General features: G+C 67.3%; 17 protein-coding genes and 1 pseudogene. 10 read left to right on the forward strand and 8 right to left on the reverse strand.

Annotated elements, in window-relative coordinates; all coding sequences use genetic code 11:
• Positions 1–280: 280 nt before the first annotated feature.
• Both EO139_RS20480 and EO139_RS20485 read right to left on the reverse strand, forming a co-directional pair.
• Positions 281–1,711 carry an amino acid permease gene (locus EO139_RS20480; RefSeq protein ID WP_016904398.1) on the reverse strand — a complete coding sequence of 477 codons (1,431 nt, stop codon included), beginning with the start codon at positions 1,709–1,711 and terminating at the stop codon, positions 281–283.
• 79 nt (positions 1,712–1,790) lie between these two features.
• A complete protein-coding gene (locus tag EO139_RS20485; RefSeq protein ID WP_164739955.1) occupies positions 1,791–3,263 on the reverse strand; it encodes an amino acid permease in 1,473 nt (490 codons plus the stop codon).
• A gap of 141 nt (positions 3,264–3,404) precedes the next feature.
• Between EO139_RS20485 and EO139_RS20490 the strand changes: the two genes are divergently transcribed.
• On the forward strand, positions 3,405–3,992 hold the full coding sequence (locus EO139_RS20490) for an NUDIX hydrolase (RefSeq protein ID WP_164739956.1): 588 nt from the start codon (positions 3,405–3,407) through the stop codon (positions 3,990–3,992).
• Between the two features lie 416 nt (positions 3,993–4,408).
• Here EO139_RS20490 and serA read toward each other — a convergent pair whose 3' ends face one another.
• On the reverse strand, positions 4,409–5,650 hold the full coding sequence (serA, locus tag EO139_RS20495) for a phosphoglycerate dehydrogenase (protein WP_126972269.1): 1,242 nt from the start codon (positions 5,648–5,650) through the stop codon (positions 4,409–4,411).
• Between the two features lie 208 nt (positions 5,651–5,858).
• Between serA and EO139_RS20500 the strand changes: the two genes are divergently transcribed.
• Genes EO139_RS20500 through EO139_RS20510 form a run of 3 tightly spaced genes read left to right on the forward strand, consistent with a single transcriptional unit; the run spans position 5,859 to position 9,479 of the window.
• Positions 5,859–7,277 carry an FAD-binding oxidoreductase gene (locus EO139_RS20500; protein WP_126972271.1) on the forward strand — a complete coding sequence of 473 codons (1,419 nt, stop codon included), beginning with the start codon at positions 5,859–5,861 and terminating at the stop codon, positions 7,275–7,277.
• A 34-nt stretch (positions 7,278–7,311) separates the two neighbouring features.
• Positions 7,312–7,611, forward strand: coding sequence for a DUF2388 domain-containing protein (locus EO139_RS20505; protein ID WP_047125458.1), 300 nt, complete (start codon positions 7,312–7,314; stop codon positions 7,609–7,611).
• Positions 7,608–9,479, forward strand: coding sequence for a DUF4105 domain-containing protein (locus EO139_RS20510; protein WP_126972273.1), 1,872 nt, complete (start codon positions 7,608–7,610; stop codon positions 9,477–9,479). Before EO139_RS20505 ends, EO139_RS20510 begins: the two co-directional genes overlap by 4 nt.
• A 297-nt stretch (positions 9,480–9,776) precedes the next feature.
• On the opposite strand, the gene EO139_RS20515 is transcribed toward EO139_RS20510, so the two are convergent.
• From EO139_RS20515 to EO139_RS20535, 5 genes are all read right to left on the reverse strand, one after another.
• Positions 9,777–10,169 (reverse strand): hypothetical protein, encoded by a 393-nt coding sequence (locus tag EO139_RS20515; protein WP_126972275.1) that lies wholly within the window; start codon positions 10,167–10,169, stop codon positions 9,777–9,779.
• Positions 10,169–10,735 carry an elongation factor P-like protein YeiP gene (gene yeiP, locus EO139_RS20520; RefSeq protein WP_115676860.1) on the reverse strand — a complete coding sequence of 189 codons (567 nt, stop codon included), beginning with the start codon at positions 10,733–10,735 and terminating at the stop codon, positions 10,169–10,171. The genes EO139_RS20515 and yeiP overlap by 1 nt, the downstream gene beginning before the upstream one ends.
• Positions 10,736–10,836: 101 nt before the next feature.
• A complete protein-coding gene (locus EO139_RS20525; RefSeq protein ID WP_126972277.1) occupies positions 10,837–11,607 on the reverse strand; it encodes an SDR family NAD(P)-dependent oxidoreductase in 771 nt (256 codons plus the stop codon).
• Positions 11,608–11,752: 145 nt separating this feature from the next.
• Positions 11,753–12,649, reverse strand: a complete 897-nt coding sequence (locus EO139_RS20530) for a hydroxymethylglutaryl-CoA lyase (RefSeq protein WP_016904356.1) — start codon at positions 12,647–12,649, stop codon at positions 11,753–11,755.
• On the reverse strand, positions 12,646–13,443 hold the full coding sequence (locus EO139_RS20535) for an enoyl-CoA hydratase-related protein (RefSeq protein WP_126972283.1): 798 nt from the start codon (positions 13,441–13,443) through the stop codon (positions 12,646–12,648). The genes EO139_RS20530 and EO139_RS20535 overlap by 4 nt, the downstream gene beginning before the upstream one ends.
• A gap of 116 nt (positions 13,444–13,559) precedes the next feature.
• Here EO139_RS20535 and EO139_RS20540 point away from each other — a divergent pair, with 116 nt between their 5' ends.
• The 6 genes and pseudogenes from EO139_RS20540 (at position 13,560) to EO139_RS20565 (ending at position 18,531) form a co-directional block, all read left to right on the forward strand.
• On the forward strand, positions 13,560–13,808 hold the full coding sequence (locus tag EO139_RS20540) for a FeoA family protein (protein ID WP_104585288.1): 249 nt from the start codon (positions 13,560–13,562) through the stop codon (positions 13,806–13,808).
• On the forward strand, positions 13,805–15,664 hold the full coding sequence (locus tag EO139_RS20545; RefSeq protein WP_104648642.1) for a ferrous iron transporter B: 1,860 nt from the start codon (positions 13,805–13,807) through the stop codon (positions 15,662–15,664). Before EO139_RS20540 ends, EO139_RS20545 begins: the two co-directional genes overlap by 4 nt.
• Position 15,665: 1 nt before the next feature.
• Positions 15,666–15,920 carry a DUF6587 family protein gene (locus tag EO139_RS20550; RefSeq protein ID WP_016904924.1) on the forward strand — a complete coding sequence of 85 codons (255 nt, stop codon included), beginning with the start codon at positions 15,666–15,668 and terminating at the stop codon, positions 15,918–15,920.
• Positions 15,921–15,977: 57 nt separating this feature from the next.
• Positions 15,978–16,477 (forward strand): annotated as a pseudogene (locus EO139_RS20555) (autotransporter outer membrane beta-barrel domain-containing protein).
• 132 nt (positions 16,478–16,609) lie between these two features.
• On the forward strand, positions 16,610–17,812 hold the full coding sequence (locus tag EO139_RS20560) for a PLP-dependent aminotransferase family protein (RefSeq protein WP_126972279.1): 1,203 nt from the start codon (positions 16,610–16,612) through the stop codon (positions 17,810–17,812).
• Complete coding sequence (locus EO139_RS20565; RefSeq protein WP_126972281.1) at positions 17,809–18,531, forward strand: MOSC domain-containing protein; 723 nt, start codon at positions 17,809–17,811, stop codon at positions 18,529–18,531. Before EO139_RS20560 ends, EO139_RS20565 begins: the two co-directional genes overlap by 4 nt.
• Positions 18,532–18,991: the final 460 nt, after the last annotated feature.

Genomic DNA, 18,991 nt, shown 5'->3' on the forward strand with positions numbered 1-18,991 from the left:
CCCTGCAGCCAAGTTGCAGATCAGCAGACCAGGGCCCTGCAGCCAAGTTGCAGATCAGCAGACCAGGGCCCTGCAGCCAAGTTGCAGATCAGCAGACCAGGGCCCTGCAGCCAAGTTGCAGATCAGCAGATCAGGGCCCTGCAGCCAAGTTGCAGATCAGCGGATCAGGGTCCTGCAACTAGGTCACAGATCAGCCGCCCAGCAGCCGAAGACCTGTCGCCCTCTCTGCCATACACCGGCGGGCGGTCGTTCGTCAGTGGCTGCTGGCGTGCGCGCGTGCTCAGCGACCGTCGCGCAGACGGCTGTGGCGGTAGCCGTAGCCGAAATAGACCACCAGCCCGACCAGCGTCCACACCCCCATCAACATCCAGTTGTGCAGGGTCATCGCCGACAGCAGCGCCAGGCAGCTCAATACGCCGGCGCTGCAGATCAGCCAGGCCACCGGCATGCGGAATGGGCGCGGCAGTTCCGGGTGGGTACGGCGCAGGATCAGCACGCCGGCGCATACCGCTGCGAAGGCGATCAGCGTCCCCATCGAGGTCAGCTCGCCCAGCACGTCCAATGGGAACACCGCCGCCAGCAGGGCGATGCCTACGCCGGTGATCACGGTGTTGACGTGCGGGGTGCGGTACTTGGGATGGATGCGGGTGAAGATCGACGGCAGCAGGCCGTCGCGCGCGATGATCATGAAGATGCGCGGCTGGCCGATGATCATCACCAGCACCACCGACGACAGCCCGATCAGTGCACCCACTTCCACCACCACGCGCAGCCAGGCCAGTTGCGGATGCGCCGCTACCGCGGTCACCACCGGCTCGTCGGTGCCGAGCAGGGTGTAGGGCACCAGGCCGGTCATCACCGCCGCCATGGCGATGTAGAGCACGGTGCAGATGACCAGCGACAGGATCATGCCGATCGGCAGATCGCGTTGCGGGCGATGCGATTCCTGCGCCGCCACCGACACTGCCTCGAAGCCGATGTAGGCGAAGAACACCATTGCCGCGCCGCGCAGCACGCCTTCCATGCCGTACTTGCCCGGGCCTTCGTTGGCCGGGATGAACGGGTGCCAGTTGGCGGTATCGACGTACTTCCAGCCCACTGCGATCACCAGCAGGATCAAGCCGGTCTTGAGGATCACCATCGCCATGTTCATTGCCGACGACTTGCGGATGCCCACGTAGCACAGCCAGGTCAGCAGCAGCACGATACCGGCCGCAGGCAGGTTGGCGATCGCGCCGGTGCGCTGCAGCTTGCCGTCCAGCGGCGCGCTGACCAGGGCGGCCGGCAGGTGGATGTTGAAATGTTCCAGCAGGCTGAGGAAGTAGCCGGTCCAGCTGACCGCCACCGCCGAGGCGGAGACGCCGTATTCCAGCACCAGCATCCAGCCGATGAACCAGGCCGCCAGTTCGCCGAAGGTGGCGTAGGTATAGGTGTAGGCACTACCGGACACCGGCACCATCGCGGCAAATTCGGCGTAGGCCATCGCGCAGAACGCGCAGCACACCGCGGCCAGCACGAATGACAGCATGATCGCCGGGCCGGCATGGTCGGCCGCGGCCTGGCCGGTGATGACGAAGATGCCGCCGCCGATCACCGCGCCAATGCCCAGGGCAGTCAGCCCCCAGGGCCCGAGTGCACGTTGCAGGCCCAGCCCGTCGGCCGCCTCATGGCTGGCGTGCGGGTGTTTGGTGGCCCAGAGTTGCTTGAACATGCAGCGGTTCCTGTTGAATCCCTGCACATGGAGGTGCGGGCGTGTGCGAGATGTGCGGGCTCTTGCGAGGGACTTGCAGTCAAACCCTGTGGGCCAGCCGGCTATGGCGAATGCCATACCCGAAATAGATGACCAGGCCGATCACGGTCCAGCCCACGAACACCTTCCAGTGTTCCTGGAAAGCCTGGAAGAACAGGAACAGGCAGGCCAGCGCGCCGAGCGGGCAGATCAGCATCGCCAGCGGCACCCGGAACGGCCGTGGCAGATCCGGCTTGGTGAAACGCAGCACCATGACCCCGGCGCACACGGTGGCGAAGGCGAGCAGGGTGCCCATCGACACCAGTTCGCCCAGCACGCTGAGCGGGATCAGCCCGGCCAGCAGCGCCGCGACCACGCCGACGAAGATCGTTCCGACGTAGGGCGTGTGGAACTTCGGGTGCACCTTGCCGAACAGTCTGGGCATCAACCCGTCCTTGGCCATGGTGTAGAAGATGCGCGGCTGCGCCATCAGCATCACCAGCACCACCGAGGACAGGCCGGCGATTGCACCGATCTCCACTGCGGTCTTGAGCCAGGTCAGCTGCGGGTGCGCTTCCAGCGCCGTGGCCACCGGCTTGGCGGTGCCAAGCTGGGTGTAGGGCAACAGGCCGGTCAGCACCGCGCAGACGATGATGTAGATGACGGTGCAGACCGCCAGCGACACCAGAATGCCGATCGGCATGTTCTTCTGCGGATCCTTGGTCTCGCCGGCGGAGGTGGAGACTGCGTCGAAGCCGATGTAGGAGAAGAACACGATGGACGCCGCACGGAACACGCCGTCCCAGCCGAACTGGCCCGGCCCGGTGTTTTCCGGAATGAAAGGGTGCCAGTTGGCCGGATCGATGTAGGCGATGCCGAAGCCGACGAACAGGCAGATCACCACCACCTTGATCGCCACCACGATGGCATTGGCAAACGCCGACTGGGTGACGCCCACGTAGCACAGCATGCTCACCGCAGCCACGATCAGCACGGCCGGCAGGTTGATGAGGTTGCCGGAGCTGACAAAGTTGTGGCCGTCCCAGGCCAGTGGTGCACCGGCCAGCTCCGCCGGGAACGGTAATCCGAGCGTGCCGGTCAGGAAACTGATCAGGTAGGCCGACCAGCCGACCGCCACGCTGGAGCCGGCAAACAGGTATTCCAGCACCAGGCACCAGCCGATGAACCAGGCGATGCCTTCGCCAAGGGTGGCGTATGAATACGAGTAGGCGCTGCCGGAGACCGGCATCATCGCCGCGAACTCTGCGTAGCACAGGCCGGCAAACGCACAGGCGATGCCCGCAAACACGAAGGACAGCATCACCGCCGGGCCGGCATGGTTGGCAGCGGCCTGGCCGGTCAGCACGAAGATGCCGGCGCCGATCACCGCGCCGATGCCGAGCATGATCAGGTGCTTGGCGGTGAGGGTGCGTTGCAGGGTGGCTTCGCCTTGCAGGCTGCCTTCGACCGGTTCGCCCCCATCCACATGTCCAGCGGGCTCGATCGGTTTGACCCTCAACAGAGACTTCAGCATTCGGTACATCCCTAAGTGGCAAGGCTAAGGCGCTGGCGCCCGGGCGAAGGTGTGCGCCGCGTCCCCAACGGACAGGCAAGCGGCCTACCTTGCCAAAGCTACACGCTCACGACAAGCACGTACGCAGCATGAATGGCGATAATGGCCACCTTGCCCGCGACGGGCGACCGAGAACGACAGATGGTGGATGCAACCCTGCAACAGCGATTGGCCGACTACCGCGCACGCTGGCCCGACGAAGCCGGGCTGGCCGAGCAGTTCGCACAGCTGCTGGACGATGCCACCAACCCGTTCCTGCGCGAGCGTGTCGAAGGTCATTTCACCGGTTCGGCCTGGGTGGTCAGCGCCGATGGCGCGCGCACGCTGCTGACCCACCACCGCAAGCTGCAGCGCTGGCTGCAGCTGGGCGGGCACGCCGACGGCGACCGCGACCTGGCGCAGGTGGCCCTGCGCGAGGCGCAGGAGGAATCCGGATTGAGCGGCTTGCGCCTGGCGGATGCGGCCATCTTCGACCTGGACCGCCACTGGATTCCCGCACGCGGCGAGGTGGCCGGGCACTGGCACTACGACGCGCGCTATGTGGTGGTGGCTGGAACGGACGAGGCGTCCGAGGTCAGCGAGGAGTCACTGGCCCTGGCGTGGCGGCCGATCGCCGAGCTGCTTGCCGATCCGCAGCTGGATCCGTCGATGCGGCGCATGGCCGAGAAGTGGGTGGCGCGAGGCGTGTAAGGGGGATTGAGGGCGTGTGCCCTCATCCGCCCTTCGGGCACCTTCTCCCGCAAGCGGGAGAAGGGAGCGCGCTGGAGAAAGAAGTACGCGGGGGAAGGGCGCCAGCGGGAAGACAAGGGCGCGCGGAAGAAAGGAGCACGCGCGAGAGGGGCGCGAGCGGGAGAAGGGAGCTGGCGGGAGAAGGGAGCTGGCGGGAGAAGAGGGCGCGCGGAAGAGGGGAGCGCGCGAGAGGGACGCGAGCGGGACAAGGGAGCACGCGAGAGAAGGGAGGGAGCACCCGGGAGGGGAGAGCACCCGGGAGAAGGGGGGGCACCCGGGAGAAGGGTGACCTGCACTTGCTTCTCCCGCTTGCGGGAGAAGGTGGCGCAAAGCGCCGGATGAGGGCCGCGGATGAGGGCCGCGCGTGCATCAACAGCTCAATACAAGATCCGCGTCCGCAAGGTCCCCTCGATCAACGCCAGGCCTTCCTTCAGCGCGGTGGCCTGCGCCTCGCTGGCGCTGACGTCGATCACCACGTAGCCCACCTTGGCATCGGTGCGCAGGAACTGGCCGTCGATGTTGACGTTGCGGCGCGAGAACAGTTCGTTGATCTTGGACAGCACGCCCGGCACGTTGCGGTGGATGTGCAGCAGGCGCAGGCTGTCGGGATGCTCGGGCAGGGTGACCTCGGGGAAGTTCACTGCCGACAGGGTGCTGCCGTTGTCGCTGTAGCGCACCAGCTTGGCGGCCACTTCGACACCGATATTGTCCTGCGCTTCCAGCGTGCTGCCGCCCACGTGCGGGGTCAGGATCACGTTGTCGTGTGCGGTCAACGGGGATTCGAACGCGTCGCCATTGCCCTTGGGCTCGATCGGGAACACGTCCACCGCCGCGCCGCCGATCTGGCCGGAGCTCAGCGCCGCGTCCAGTGCATCGATGTCGATTACCGTGCCACGCGAGGCGTTGATCAAGTGCGCGCCGTGTTTCATGCGCGCGATTTCCGCCGCGCCGATCATGTCCTTGGTCGACGGCGTCTCCGGCACATGCAGGGTCACCACGTCCGCGCGTGCCAGCAGGTCGTCCAGGTCGATCGCCGCGCGCGCGTTGCCCAGCGACAGCTTGGTTTCGATGTCGTGGAAGATCACCTGCATGCCCAGCGACTCGGCCAGCACGCCGACCTGGGTGCCGATATGCCCGTAACCGACGATGCCCAGCACCTTGCCGCGCGTTTCGTGGCTGCCGGCGGCCGACTTGGACCAGCCGCCGCGATGGCATTGGGCGTTCTTCTGCGGGATGCCGCGCAACAGCAGGATCGCCTCGGCGATGACCAGCTCGGCCACGCTGCGGGTGTTGGAGTAGGGCGCGTTGAACACCGGGATGCCGGCCAGTTCGGCCGCGTCCAGATCGACCTGGTTGGTGCCGATGCAGAAGCAGCCCACCGCGATCAACCGCTTGGCATGTGCCAGCACCTGCGCGCTCAGCTGCGTGCGCGAGCGGATGCCGACGATATGCGCCTCGGCGATGCGGGCGATCAACTCGTCTTCCGGCAACGATTTGGCGTGCAGCTCGATCTGCGAATAACCGGCGGCGCGGAACACATCCACGGCAGTCTGGCTGATGCCTTCCAGCAACAGGACGCGGATGTCCTGCTTGGGAAACGAGGTTCTCTTCGGCGACATGGGGGAGCGCAATGCAGCAATCGGGCCGGCAACTATGCCAGATGGGCTACGCGATGGGGCGGTCGCAACGCAGTGTTTGCGTAGGCAAAGTCCTTGCGGTGCAACGGTTTCAGCTGAATCCAACACCGCCTCGGCCGTACGCCGTGCAGCTGGACGAGGGTGGCGTGCACTGGCACGCTGTGCGGTTCCTACCGCAGCGCCGTGTGCCATGACCGATTCCCGCATCCTTTCGTTGCAACAGGCCGTGCCGGCGTTGCGTTTGAAGACCGAGCCGGCCGACCTGGAACACTACGGCCGCGACTGGACGCGGCGCTGGACGCCCAACCCGCTCGCGATCGCCTTGCCCAGCTCGGTGGACGAGGTGCAGGCGGTGCTGCGCTGGGCAAATGCGCATGCGGTGGCGGTAGTGCCTTCGGGCGGGCGCACCGGCCTGTCCGGCGGCGCGGTGGCCGCCAACGGTGAGCTGGTGCTGAGCCTGGAGCGCCTGAACAAGCCGCTGGAGTTCAACGCGGTGGATCGCACGCTCACCGTCCAGGCCGGCATGCCGCTGGAGGCGGTGCACAACGCCGCGCGCGAGCACGGGCTGGTGTATCCGGTGGACTTTGCCGCACGTGGCTCGTGCTCGATCGGCGGCAATATCGCCACCAACGCCGGCGGTATCCGCGTGATCCGCTACGGCAACACCCGCGAATGGGTGGCCGGCCTGAAGGTGGTCACCGGTGCCGGCGAGCTGCTCGAACTCAACAACGCGCTGGTGAAGAACTCCAGCGGCTACGATTTCCGCCATCTGCTGATCGGCTCCGAAGGCACGCTCGGTGTGGTGGTCGAAGCGACGCTGCGATTGACCGACCCGCCGCCGCCCAGCAACGTGATGCTGCTGGCGCTGCCTTCGTTCGAGGTGCTGATGCAGGTGTTCGCCGCGTTCCGCGCGCAGCTGCGGCTGGAGGCATTCGAATTCTTCACCGACCGCGCACTGGAGCACGTGCTGGCGCACGGCGCGCAGGCGCCGTTTGCGCAGGTGCATCCGTACTACGTGGTCACCGAGTTCGCCGCCGGCGACGCGGCGCAGGAAGCCGCGGCGATGGCGGCATTCGAGACCTGCATGGAGCAGGGCTGGGTCAGCGACGGGGTGATCAGCCAGAGCGATGCGCAGGCCGCGCAACTGTGGCGACTGCGCGAAGGCATCACCGAGGCGCTGGCGCGCTACACGCCCTACAAGAACGACGTGTCGGTGCGCATCTCGGTGATGCCGGCATTCCTGGCCGAAACCCAGGCGCTGCTGCACGATGCGTATCCGCATTTCGATGTGGTGTGGTTCGGCCATATCGGCGATGGCAACCTGCATATCAACGTGCTCAAGCCCGATGGCACCAGCCAGGCCGATTTCGTCGCGGCCTGCGACCAGGTGACCAAGTTGCTGGCGCAGGCCTTGCAGCGTTTTGGCGGCAGCATCTCTGCCGAACACGGCATCGGCCTGGTCAAGAAGGCCTACCTGTGGAGCACGCGCTCGGCCGAGGAGATCGCCTTGATGCGCGGGATCAAGCATGTGTTCGATCCTCATCTTTTGCTGAATCCCGGCAAGCTGTTCGAGATCGACGACGCGCCTGCCGCTGCACGTGCCGGTTAGTCTTTCACCACCTTCACATGGAATCGATACGCCAATGATGCGCTCCCTCGTGTTTTGCGCCCTGACGCTGCTGCCGCTGGCAGCCGTTGCCTCCAGCCTGGCCGGGACCTCGGCCGGCGCATCGTCGGCCGGTTCGTCCAATTCCTCCGGCAGCAGTTCCGGCGACGACAAGGTGGTGGCCGACGCACGCGAAGATGCGGCCGGCTTTGTCGCCAGCAATGGCGCGATCCGCGGCGTGCGTCTGGAAGCGGCGCTGCTGCGGCTGCGTAGTCGTAGCGATGCGGCGCGGCTGTCCAGCGACCTGGAACTGGCGCAGTCCATCCTGGCCCAGTGAGTTCTCCACGCCGGTGCTGGTGGCTGTGGCTGGCCGCAGTGATCGCACCGGCGGCGCACGCCGAGCCACGCGTCGATGTCGATCCGCAGGGCCTGTCGGCGGCGCAGATCGAGGCTTCGCATGCCTTGGTGCAGCAGGTTGCGCAGCGCCTGCCGCCGGCCTGGATGCAGCGTATCGACGCACCGATCCAGCTGCAGTGGCGTACGGATTTGCCGGCACACGTGCATGGCCGCGCGATCGGCCGGCGCATCCTGCTCGATCGTGCGCTGCTGGATGCCTGGAGCGCGCAGGCGACAGCTGCGCAGGCCGACTCCGGTGCACCGGCCACGCGCGCGGCGATGGCGGCGGTGGTGCACGAACTGGCGCACGTGCTGGACCGCGGTGCGCATGGTGGCCTGTCGCATTCCCCGCGCCTGCGCGACCTGGCTGGCTGGCAGGTGCGTCCCTGGCGGATCGGGCGTGGCGCAAACCGGTTCAGCGATCGCAGCCCCGACGATTACGAACGCCGCAGCCCGGCCGAATTCGTCGCGGTGAATCTCGAACACTACGTGCTCGATGCCGATTACCACTGCCGGCGTCCGGCGCTGGCGGCCTGGTTTGCCGAGCAGGTTGGCGCCATGCCCGATGCAACGCGCTGCGAGGCGGCGCTGCCGTATCTGCAGGCCGACAACGATGCCGGCGCAATGTCATTGCTGGCACTGGATCCATCGCGGGTGTATTCGGTGGATTACCTGCTGGCCGAGGGCAATGCGCAGCCGATGAGCCGCTGGGGCCACAGCATGCTGCGTCTGGTGATCTGCGCCCCTGGTCGTGCGCCCGGCCCCGATTGCCGTCTGGATCTGCAGTATCACCGCGTGCTGTCGTTCCGCGCCTTCGTCGGCGATGTGCAGATTTCCAGCTGGCGCGGGCTGACCGGCGCGTATCCTTCGCGGCTGTTCGTATTGCCCTTGAATCAGGTGGTCGACGAATACACCAAGGTGGAGCTGCGTGCCCTGTCGTCGGTGCCGCTGAAGCTCACGCCCGAGGAGATCGCCGCGCTGCTCGCACGCGCCGCGCAGGTGCACTGGAGTTACGACGGGCGCTACTACTTCATTGGCAACAATTGCGCGGTGGAGACTTTCAAGCTCCTGCACGACGGCGTGCCGCGGCTGGCCGCGGCCGGGCTGTCGTCGATCACCCCGCGCGGCGTGCGCCAGCGGCTGCACCGTGCCGGCATCGCCGACCTGCAGGTGCTGGACGACCGTGCGCAGGCGACTCGCCAAGGCTATTACTTCGAGTCGGCGGCGGCGCATTACCAGGCCATGTTCGAGGTGATCCGGCGCGGCCTGCCGCTGCCGCAGACCAGCGTGGAGCAATGGCTGGACGCGCGGCCGGACGCACGTGCGCAATGGTTCGAGCGCGGCGGTCTGCGCGAGACGGCTGCAGCGTTGTTGCTGGAACAGGCCGCGTTGCGCCGCCAGGAGTTGCTGGCACGCGATGCGCTCAAGCGCCTGCTGACACCCGGCGCAGCCGGGCGTGACTCGGTGCAGGGTCAACTGCAATCACTATTTGCGCGGCAGGCCCAGCTCAGTCACCCGGCCACGCTGTTGGGCAGCGCCGGCTACGGACTGCCGCAAGCAGACGAGCAGCTGGACCTGAGCGCGCGCGTGGCGCAGGAAGCCGGCGTACTGGTCGACGGCTGGAAACAGCTGCAGGCACTGGGGCGGCAGCAACTGCCGGCCGAGGTCCGCACTGGATTGGAGCAGGGCGAGGCAAATGTGCAACGCCTGCGCGCGCGCCTGCGCGCGCGCCTGCGCGGGCTAGCGCGGGGTGATGCGGCTGCCGACAAGCTGCGGTCAGGGATGGGGATACTTCCGCAGGCGCAATAACGGTTCGGACCACGCGGGGGAGGGCGGTACCGGCCCCTCTCCCTGCGGGGCGAGAAGGCGCGGCGTGCACGCCACTGGCGCGCGGAGCGGGGATTGGGGGCAAGGGACGGGCCGAAGCTCTCGTAGAGGTCCAACTGCATGAGGCTTCGCCCGTTCCCTCATCCGGCGCTTTGCGCCACCTTCTCCCGATGGGGGAAGGGATGCGCTGTCGTCTGCAGCTGCAAGTCCCAGTTTCCCGTGCTCCGGCCAGGGACGACGCATGCGCCAGCTGGCACCTGTCACACCAGCCGGCGCACCTCAGCCAGTCGGTTGCAGATCCGCCTGCACCGAATACTTACGCAGCCAGTCGCTGACCTGCGCGTTGTTGCGGTACTGCTGCATCAGCCTTGCAAGCCGTGCCGGTGCCGGCGTGCAGAACTGCGCGATCGCCACGTCGATTTCGTGGCGACGATCGGCGTCGTACGGCTCCTCGCCCGCGAAGTGCTCGCAGGTGTCGTAGTCCTCCACCAGCGTGCGCACATCCTCCGGCATGCCGCACAGGCCGGGCGGATGTTGCAGCCACTCCTCGTCCACCTTGGCGTCGGTGCAGGCCACCGGCGCGGGCTTGGCTGCGGACGTCGGCGCCGTAGCCGGTTGCCCCGTGCAGGCGGCCAACAGCCCCAGCGCAAGGACCACGACCGGCGTGCGCATCAGTCGGCGCGGCCCGCGAATTCGCCGGTGGTGGTGTTGACCAGCACGCGCTCACCGTTGGTGATGTACTCGGGCACCATGATTTCCAGGCCGGTGTTGAGCTTGGCCGGCTTGGGCCGCTTGGTGGCGGTGCCGCCCTTGAGTTCGGGCGGGGTTTCGATCACTTCCAGCGTCACCGTCTGCGGCAGTTGCACGGCCACCGGCTGGTCGTCGATCACCTGCACGTAGATGCCGGTCAGCCCGTCGGTGATGTAGCCGGCGTCGGTGCCGATCACCTCCGCATCCAGCGTGTACGGCGTGAAGTCTTCGTCGTCCATGAACACGAACGCCTCGCCATCCTTGTACGAGAACGTGGACAGGCGACGCAGCAGTTCCACTTCCGGCAGGTTGTCGTCGGCGTCGAAGCTGGCGTCGGTTTTCACACCGCCCGGCACGCTGTACATGATGAAGCGGAAGCGCACATTGCCGCCGCGGCCCTGCGGCGAGCTGCGCTCGATGTCGCGGATCTGGTAAATGCCGCCGTTGTATTCGACGACGTTGCCTTTCTTGATGTCGTTGGCTTTCATGGGAATCGGGAGTTGGGAATGGGGAATCGAAAAAGCCGGGGGGCCGGGACACTGAGAGCAGGGCGTCGTTACGATTCCCCATTCCCAACTCCCGATTCCCGCTACTTGGGTGCCAGGCGCACGCCGCCGTCCAGGCGAATCACCTCGCCATTGAGATAGCGATTGCGCAGGATGAAGGCGACGGTGTCGGCATATTCGTCGGGTTGGCCCAGGCGCGAGGGGAACGGGATCGCTGCGGCCAGCGATTGCTGCACCGCCTCGGGCATGCCGTCCACCATCGGGGTCCAGAACACGCCCGGAGCGATCGTCATCACGCGGATGCCGAAGCGCGCCAGTTCGCGTGCCATCGGCAAGGTCATGCCGACCACGCCGCCCTTGCTGGCGGCATAGGCGGCCTGGCCGATCTGGCCTTCGTAGGCGGCCACCGAGGCGGTGTTGATGATCACGCCGCGCTCGCCGTCGTCGCCGGCATGGTTGTGTTGCATCACGTCGGCCGCGGCCTTGGCCACGTTGAAGCTGCCGACCAGGTTGACCAGCACGGTGGTGCGGAAGGTCGCCAGCGGCATCGGCGCTTCCTTGCCGAGCACCCGGCCCGAGCCCAGGATGCCGGCGCAATTCACCACCAGGTTGAGCCCGCCCAGCGCCTGCGCGGCCCGCGCAACGTTGGCGGCAACCTGCGCCTCGTCGGTGACATCGGTGGCGACGTACAGTGCGTTGCCCGCACCGAGCAGCGCCAGCGCCGCGTCGGCCTTGTCGGCGTTGACGTCGAACAGCGCGACCTTGCCGCCATCGGCCACGATGCGCTGCGCCACGGCCAGGCCCAGGCCGGAGACGCCGCCGGTGACGATGGCAAGAACAGAAGAAGGCTGCATGCGGTGGTTCCTCGGAGATCCTGGAGGCCGGGGATGCCGGCCGGCGAACGGGTGACGACGCAGCCGGCGATTCTAGCCGAAGCGTTAGCGCGACCGATCCTGGAACGGAGCGGGCGCGGCGATGGGGGCGTGCGGGCCTGGCGCCTCAGTCGGCGGCCGCCAGGGCCTTGCCGACCTTGCTGCCGGTCTGGCGGCCGAGCAACTGCGCCAGCCAGCGGCCGGTGTCGGCGAGGGCAGGCAGGTCGATGCCGGTCGGCATGCCCAGCCCGTGCAGCAGGTACACCACGTCTTCGCTGGCGACATTGCCGCTGGCGCCCTTGGCGTAGGGGCAGCCGCCGGCCCCGGACACCGCCGCATCGACCACGCGCACGCCTTGCTCCAGGCAGGCGGCGATATTGGCCAGCGCCTGGCCATAGGTGTCGTGGAAGTGCACCGCCAATGCCGGCATCGGCACCGCCTGCGCCACGGCGGCCAGCATCTGGCGTGCCTTGCCCGGTGTGCCCACGCCGATGGTGTCGCCCAGCGAAATCTCGTAGCAGCCCAGCGTGTACAGCCGTTGCGCGACATCGACCACGTCGGCCACCGGCACCTCGCCCTGGTACGGGCAGCCCAGTACGGTGGAGACGTAACCGCGCACGCGCACGCCGTCGAGGGCCGCCTGTTCCAGGATCGGGCGAAAGCGTTCGATCGATTCGTCGATGCCGGCGTTGGTATTGGTGCGATTGAAGGCTTCCGACGCCGCAGTGAACACCGCCACTTCCCGTGCACCGGCGGCGCGTGCGCGCGCATAGCCCTGCAGGTTGGGCACCAGCACCGGATAAGCGATGCCCGGCGCCTGGGTGATGCCGGCGAACACCTCGGCCGCGTCGGCCAGTTGCGGCACCCAGCGTGGGCTGACGAAGCTGGTCGCCTCGATGCTGCGCAGCCCGGTCGCGGAGAGTCGGTCGATCAACGCGATCTTGTCGGCGGTGGCGATCGGTGTGGCTTCGTTCTGCAGGCCATCGCGCGGGCCGACTTCGACAATGCGCACGAAGTCGCTCATGCCGCACCCTCCGGCAACCAGGCCGGGCTGCGCTTGTCGAGGAAGGCACTCAGGCCTTCCTGGCCTTCCGGGGAAACGCGCAGGCGTGCGATCCACGCGGCGTTGGCGGCGTCGATGGCGTCGCGGTCGGTCGGCGGCAGCGCCGCGCGCACCAAGGCCTTGGCGCTGGCGGCCGCCAGTGGTGCGGCCGCCAGCAACAGGCGGACCTGGCGCTCCACCGCGATATCCAGTTGGTCGGCGGTGACCAGTTGATGCAGCAGGCCCAGCAACTGCGCGGTGGCCGCGTCGAAGATCTCGGCAGTGGCGAACCAGCGCCGCGCCTGGCGCGCGCCGATCGCCGCGATCACGTACGGCGAAATGACCGCCGGCAGCAGGCCGAGCTTGCTCTCGGTCAGCCCGAAGCGCGCCTCGGTGCAACCGATGGCGATATCGCAGCACGCCACCAGGCCCACGCCCCCGCCGAACGCCGCGCCGTTGACGCGCGCGATGGTCGGCTTGGGCAGTTCGTCCAGCGTGCGCATCAGGCGCGCCAGGGCGAGCGCATCGGCCGCGTTGTCGGCCTCGCTGGCGCCGGCCATGCCGCGCATCCAGTTCAGGTCGGCGCCCGCAGAGAACGCGGCGCCGGCACCGGTGATCACCACCACCCGGATCTGCGCTGCCCGGCCGGCCTGCTGCAAGGCGTCGGTGAGCGCGCTGATCAAGGTCGCATCGAAGGCGTTATGCACCGCCGGGCGGTGCAGACGTAACGTACGGACCGCTCCCTGGTCCTCCACGATCAAGCCGGTGTCCTGCATTGCGTCAACGTCCATGAATGGGATGCGAACCATGATAGTGGCACGGGTCGGCCGAGCCATGACGCGGTGCGTCGATGCTAGAATTGAGAACCATTCCTAACAATCAGGCCGTCTTTGTGACGTTGTCCGACATGCCTCTGCATCGCGCCGCCATCGTGGAATCCGTGGAGGAGCGTCTGCCCAACGACACGATCGCCAGGCGGCTGCGCGAACTGGGCTTTGTCGCTGGCGAGGAAGTCACGGTACTGGCGACCGGTCCGGTCGGGCGCGAACCCTTGCTGGTGCAGGTCGGTTACACGCGGTTCGCCCTGCGGCGCAGCGAGGCCGCCCGCGTGCAGGTGCGCGTCGATGGAGCGCAGGCATGAGCACCGCAACCGTCCCCATGCGTCTGGCGCTGGTCGGCAACCCCAACAGTGGCAAGACCGCACTGTTCAACCAGCTGACCGGCAGCCGGCAGAAGGTCGCCAATTACACCGGCGTCACCGTCGAACGCAAGGAAGGGCATTTCCGTGCGCCGTCCGGGCGCGACTTCGCGGTGCTGGATCTGCCGGGCGCCTACAGCCTGCAGCCGGCCAGCCTGGATGAAGCGATCACCCGCGACCTGTGCCGCGGCTTCTATCCCGGTGAGCCTGCGCCTGACGTGCTGGTGTGCGTGATGGATGCGACCAACCTGCGCCTGCATCTGCGCTTTGCGCTGGAGCTGCGCGAGCTGGGCCGGCCGATGATCGTGGCGCTGAACATGGTCGACGCCGCGCAGCGGCGCGGCATCGTCATCGACCTGCCGGCGCTGGAACAGGCGCTCGGGGTGCCGGTGGTGGAAACGGTGGCGGTGCGCCGCGGCGGTGCCAAGGCCCTGGTCGAGCGGCTCGATACGCAGGCGGCCAGCCTGGCCGCGCCGTCGGCCACGCCACCGGCCGACGGCAACTACCACGCCCAGGTGCGGCAGATCCTGGGTGCGGCAGTGACCATGCCCACGCGCACCTCGCGGGTGGACGATGCGCTGGACCGCTGGCTGCTGCATCCGGTCTGGGGCCTGGTCACGCTGGCGGTGGTGATGTTCCTGATCTTCCAGGCGGTGTACGCCTGGGCCAACCCAGTGATGGACCTGATCGATGCCGGCACCGCGATGCTGGGCGAGTGGGTGGGCACCACGCTGCCGGAGGGCCCGCTCAACAGCCTGCTCAAGGACGGCATCATCACCGGTTTGGGCGGGGTGATTAAGTTCCTGCCGCAGATCCTGATCCTGTTCGCCTTCATCCTGGCGCTGGAGGAGTCCGGCTACCTGCCGCGCGCGGCCTTCCTGCTCGATCGCATGATGTCGGCGGCCGGTTTGTCCGGGCGCTCGTTCATCCCGCTGCTGTCGAGCTTTGCCTGCGCGGTGCCCGGCATCATGTCCACCCGCAGCATCCAGGACCCGCGCGACCGGCTCGCCACCATCATGGTCGCGCCCTTGATGACGTGTTCGGCGCGGTTGCCGGTGTATGCGCTGCTGATCGGCGCCTTCATTCCGCAAAAAACCGTGTGGGGCATCTTCAACCAGCAAGGCCTGATCCTGTTCGCGCTGTATGCCGCGGCCATCGTCAGCGCACTGCTGGTGTCGTGGACGATGAAGAAGTGGCGCCGCGACAAGAGCGAGCATCCGCTGATGCTGGAGCTGCCGTCCTACCGCCTGCCGCATCTGCCGGACCTGGCGCTGGGGCTGTGGGAGCGTGCGATGATCTTCCTCAAGCGCGTCGGTGGCATCATTCTGGCCCTGACCATCCTGCTGTGGTTCCTGCTGTCGTTTCCGGCCGCGCCGGCCGACGCCACCTTGCCGGCGATCGATTACAGCTTCGCCGGGCGTATCGGCCATGCGATGGCGATCTTCTTCGCACCGCTGGGCTTCAACTGGCAGATCTGCATCGCACTGATCCCCGGCCTGGCCGCGCGCGAAGTGGCGGTTGCCTCGCTGGCGACGGTGTACGCGCTGTCGGCTGCCGACGACGATGCCGCCGCGCAGGCCCTGTCGCCGCTGATCAGCGATGGCTGGTCGCTGGCCACCGCGCTGTCGCTGCTGGTCTGGTACATCTATGCACCGATGTGCATCTCCACGCTGGCCACGATCAAGCGCGAAACCAACTCGTGGAAGCAGATGACTATCAGCGCGGTGTACCTGTTCGCGCTGGCCTACCTGGCCTCGCTGGTGACCTACCAGCTGGCCGTGCTGCTGGGAGCCGGCTGAGGTGGATCTGTCGCTCACCTTGCAATACGTGGTCATCGCCCTGGCGGTGTTGCTCAGCCTGTGGGTGGTGATGAAGAAGCAATTCCCCGGCACGCTGCGGCGCCTGCGTGGCGCAGTGGCAATCGGCCTGTTGCGCGATGGGCGGCCTGCATGGATGCGGGCGCTGGGCCGCCGCGTGGCGCCACCGGCCGCGCAGAACGCCGCGGCCTGTGGTGGCTGCGACAGCTGCGGGCCGACGCCGCCCCGTCGTCACTGACGCACTGCATCCCTTACACTTGCGCGGCCGCAGGACGCGGTGGTGCAGGGGACGCAGATGCGGTTGTTGGTGTTGTTGGCGGTCCTGGCGGCAGTCGCCGGTGTTTACAACTATGGCGGCAACGCGCTGGACGAAGCGCAGGTGCGCGATTTCTACGCCGCGCACGACAAGGCGATGCGTGGTCAGGACGGCGAAGCGCTGTGTGCGATGACCGCGCCGGCGTTCGAAATGGTGGTGCTGTACCGTATGGATTCGCATCAGCAGCGGCAGACCACCACACGCGAGCAGTACTGCAAATCCAATGGCGAGTGGGCGCAGGTGCTGCGTCAGATGCGTCATGTGGCCAACCCAGAAGAGTTGATCGACTACAAGCAGTCGATCACCAGGATCGAGATTGCTGCCGATGAGGCCTCAGCCATGATCGAGACGCGCGCCACGCTCGGCTTGCCGGGGTGCGCATGACCTTCCGCTCGCACGACAAGCTGATCCGCAAGCGCTGGAAGACCTTGATCGAACGCAGCGAAGGCACTGCCTGGGTCGGCCCGGCGTACGACTAAACCCCGCTGGCGCTATCGCCGGGCCGGCGCTACCGATGCGCGGGCGCAGTGCCCGTCATCCATTGACCGAGTTCCGCATCCAACGCTGCAGTGCACAGCGCGTCGGCCACGGGCCTTCGCTATGCTTGCGCGATGACGACCTCCTTCCAGATCTCCCGACGTGCGCAGGCGCTGACCAGTTCGGCGATTCGTGAAATCCTCAAGGTGACCGAGCGGCCGGAGGTCATTTCCTTCGCCGGCGGGCTGCCGTCGCCGGCCACCTTTCCGGTAGAGCGCATGCGCGCGGCCAGCGATCAGGTGCTGCGCGATGCGCCGCAGGCCGCGCTGCAATACGGCCCCACCGAAGGCTATGCGCCGCTGCGCGAATGGGTAGCCGCACGCCTGAGCCGCGACGGCGCCAGCATCCGGCCCAGCCAGGTGCTGATCACCACCGGCTCGCAGCAGGGTCTGGACCTGCTCGGCAAGGTCTTCATCGACGAAGGCAGCAAGGTGCTGGTGGAAACGCCGAGCTATCTGGGTGCATTGCAGGCGTTTTCGCTATTCCAGCCGAGCTTCGTCGGCATGCCCTCGGACGAGGACGGGGTGGTGGTGGACGCGCTGGACCCCGCATTGCTGGCCGATGCGCGCTTTCTGTACTGCCTGCCGAATTTCCAGAACCCCACCGGTCGCCGCCTGCCGCTGGCGCGGCGCCAGGCCCTGGTGGCGTGCGCGGCGGAGGCGGGCGTGCCGATTGTCGAAGACGATCCATATGGCGAGCTGTATTACAGCGGCCAGCCGCTGCCGAGCCTGCTGTCGCTCAATCCGGAGGGCGTGGTCTACATGGGCTCGTTCTCCAAGGTGCTCGCGCCCGGCTTGCGGCTGGGCTATGTGGTTGCGCCCGAGGCGGTGCTGGGCAAGCTGATCCAGGCCAAACAGGCGGCCGATCTGCATACGCCGTCGTTCACCCAGCGCGTGGTCCACCAGACGCTGCAGGACGATTTCTTGGACACGCATATCCCGCAGATCCGCGCGCTGTATGCGCGTCAATGCAGCCTGATGCTGGAGGCTCTGGATCGGCATTTCCCGCCCCAGGTGCAATGGAATCGCCCCGAAGGCGGCATGTTCCTGTGGGTGAGCCTGCCGCCCGGGCTGGACGGCACCGCGCTGCTGGCGCGTGCGATCGCGCGCAATGTCGCGTTCGTGCCGGGCGCGCCGTTCTACGCCACCTTGCCGCAGGTCAATACCTTGCGGCTGTCGTTCGTCACCGTGCCCGGCGACAGGATCGATGCCGGCATCCAGGTCCTGGGTGAGGTGTTGCGCGAGGCGCTGGCCGAGTTGCCCGGGCAGGGCGCGTGAGCACGCAGACCGCTGGCGTGCAGGTGCCTGCGCTTGCGATCACCATCGACAGCGTGGCGATCGGTATCGCACGCGACTTCACCCGGCCCGGTAGCCGCAGCGCCATCGACAAGCGGGCGGTGGACGATAGGGTGCGCGTCGGTCCGGACGGGCTGCACGGTGACGAGCAGGGCGACCTGCGTGTGCATGGCGGGCCGGACAAGGCGATCCATCACTATCCGCGCGATCACTACGCTGCCTGGCAGGCCGACCTCGGCGCGCATGCGTTGCTGGAGACGGCCGGCGCGTTCGGCGAGAACCTGAGCAGCGTCGGCCTTACCGAGGCCGAGGTCTGTCTGGGCGATCGCTTTGCATTGGGTACGGCGGTGGTGGAAGTGTCGCAGCTGCGTCAGCCGTGCTGGAAGCTGTCCGACCGCTTCGGCCTGCGCGACATGGCGCGCCGCGTGCAGGATACCGGCCGCACCGGCTGGTATTACCGCGTGCTGCAACCCGGCGACGTGGCAGCCGGCGACATGCTGACGCTGCAGCAGCGACCGCATCCGCAATGGCCGCTGTCGCGCCTGCAACAGCTGCTGTACGCGCGCAATGTCGATGCCGCCGCCATCACCGCAGTGTTGCAGCTGCCGCTGGTGCCGTCATGGCGGACGCTATTCGAACGCCGCCTGCAACGCCGCGAAATAGAGAGCTGGAGCAAGCGCCTGCATGGCGCAAGCGACTGAGAGCCGCCAACACCATCGCACGCAATCAAAGCCCGCAGCCGCGCTAGCTGCAGGGCTGAGATTTGGGATTCGGGAGTCGGGATTGGGGAATCGCGGTCACGAAGTCGGCAAACGCCACCTTCCAGCGCCACCTTCCAGGCGCCGCCATGATGGCCGTGTGCCATGCGTCTTCATCGTCCTTACCAACGTACAGCGGCGCAGCCCTCACCGACCCATGGCCGCTCGCGCCGTTGTGTGCCAACCACCACGCGCACCCCACGGACGCCACCAAGCCAAAGCGCCACAGCACATAAAACGCGCACACCCGCACCCGCTCTCACGAGTCCCTGATCCCGATTCCCGATTCCCGGCTTTAACGACTCCCCAATCCCGCCCCCCCAATCCCAGCTTTTACGATTCCCGATTCCCGATTCCCCGCTATCTTGTACAACCCCATCGCCCAGCTAGGCCTGCCGCCATG

Origin of the sequence: Xanthomonas sp. BRIP62411 (genome assembly GCF_003993525.1) — a bacterium.
In the GTDB taxonomy this organism is placed as follows: Bacteria; Pseudomonadota; Gammaproteobacteria; order Xanthomonadales; family Xanthomonadaceae; genus Xanthomonas; species Xanthomonas euroxanthea.

Coding starts and splice junctions, on each gene's coding strand:
- EO139_RS20535 (WP_126972283.1), bottom strand. CDS start 13,443: ATGCAGGACACCGGCTTGATCGTGGAGGACCAGGGAGCGGTCCGTACG.
- EO139_RS20530 (WP_016904356.1), bottom strand. CDS start 12,649: ATGAGCGACTTCGTGCGCATTGTCGAAGTCGGCCCGCGCGATGGCCTG.
- EO139_RS20525 (WP_126972277.1), bottom strand. CDS start 11,607: ATGCAGCCTTCTTCTGTTCTTGCCATCGTCACCGGCGGCGTCTCCGGC.
- EO139_RS20480 (WP_016904398.1), bottom strand. CDS start 1,711: ATGTTCAAGCAACTCTGGGCCACCAAACACCCGCACGCCAGCCATGAG.
- yeiP (WP_115676860.1), bottom strand. CDS start 10,735: ATGAAAGCCAACGACATCAAGAAAGGCAACGTCGTCGAATACAACGGC.
- serA (WP_126972269.1), bottom strand. CDS start 5,650: ATGTCGCCGAAGAGAACCTCGTTTCCCAAGCAGGACATCCGCGTCCTG.
- EO139_RS20560 (WP_126972279.1), top strand. CDS start 16,610: ATGACGACCTCCTTCCAGATCTCCCGACGTGCGCAGGCGCTGACCAGT.
- EO139_RS20545 (WP_104648642.1), top strand. CDS start 13,805: ATGAGCACCGCAACCGTCCCCATGCGTCTGGCGCTGGTCGGCAACCCC.
- EO139_RS20515 (WP_126972275.1), bottom strand. CDS start 10,169: ATGCGCACGCCGGTCGTGGTCCTTGCGCTGGGGCTGTTGGCCGCCTGC.
- EO139_RS20490 (WP_164739956.1), top strand. CDS start 3,405: ATGGCCACCTTGCCCGCGACGGGCGACCGAGAACGACAGATGGTGGAT.
- EO139_RS20505 (WP_047125458.1), top strand. CDS start 7,312: ATGATGCGCTCCCTCGTGTTTTGCGCCCTGACGCTGCTGCCGCTGGCA.
- EO139_RS20485 (WP_164739955.1), bottom strand. CDS start 3,263: ATGCTGAAGTCTCTGTTGAGGGTCAAACCGATCGAGCCCGCTGGACAT.
- EO139_RS20500 (WP_126972271.1), top strand. CDS start 5,859: ATGACCGATTCCCGCATCCTTTCGTTGCAACAGGCCGTGCCGGCGTTG.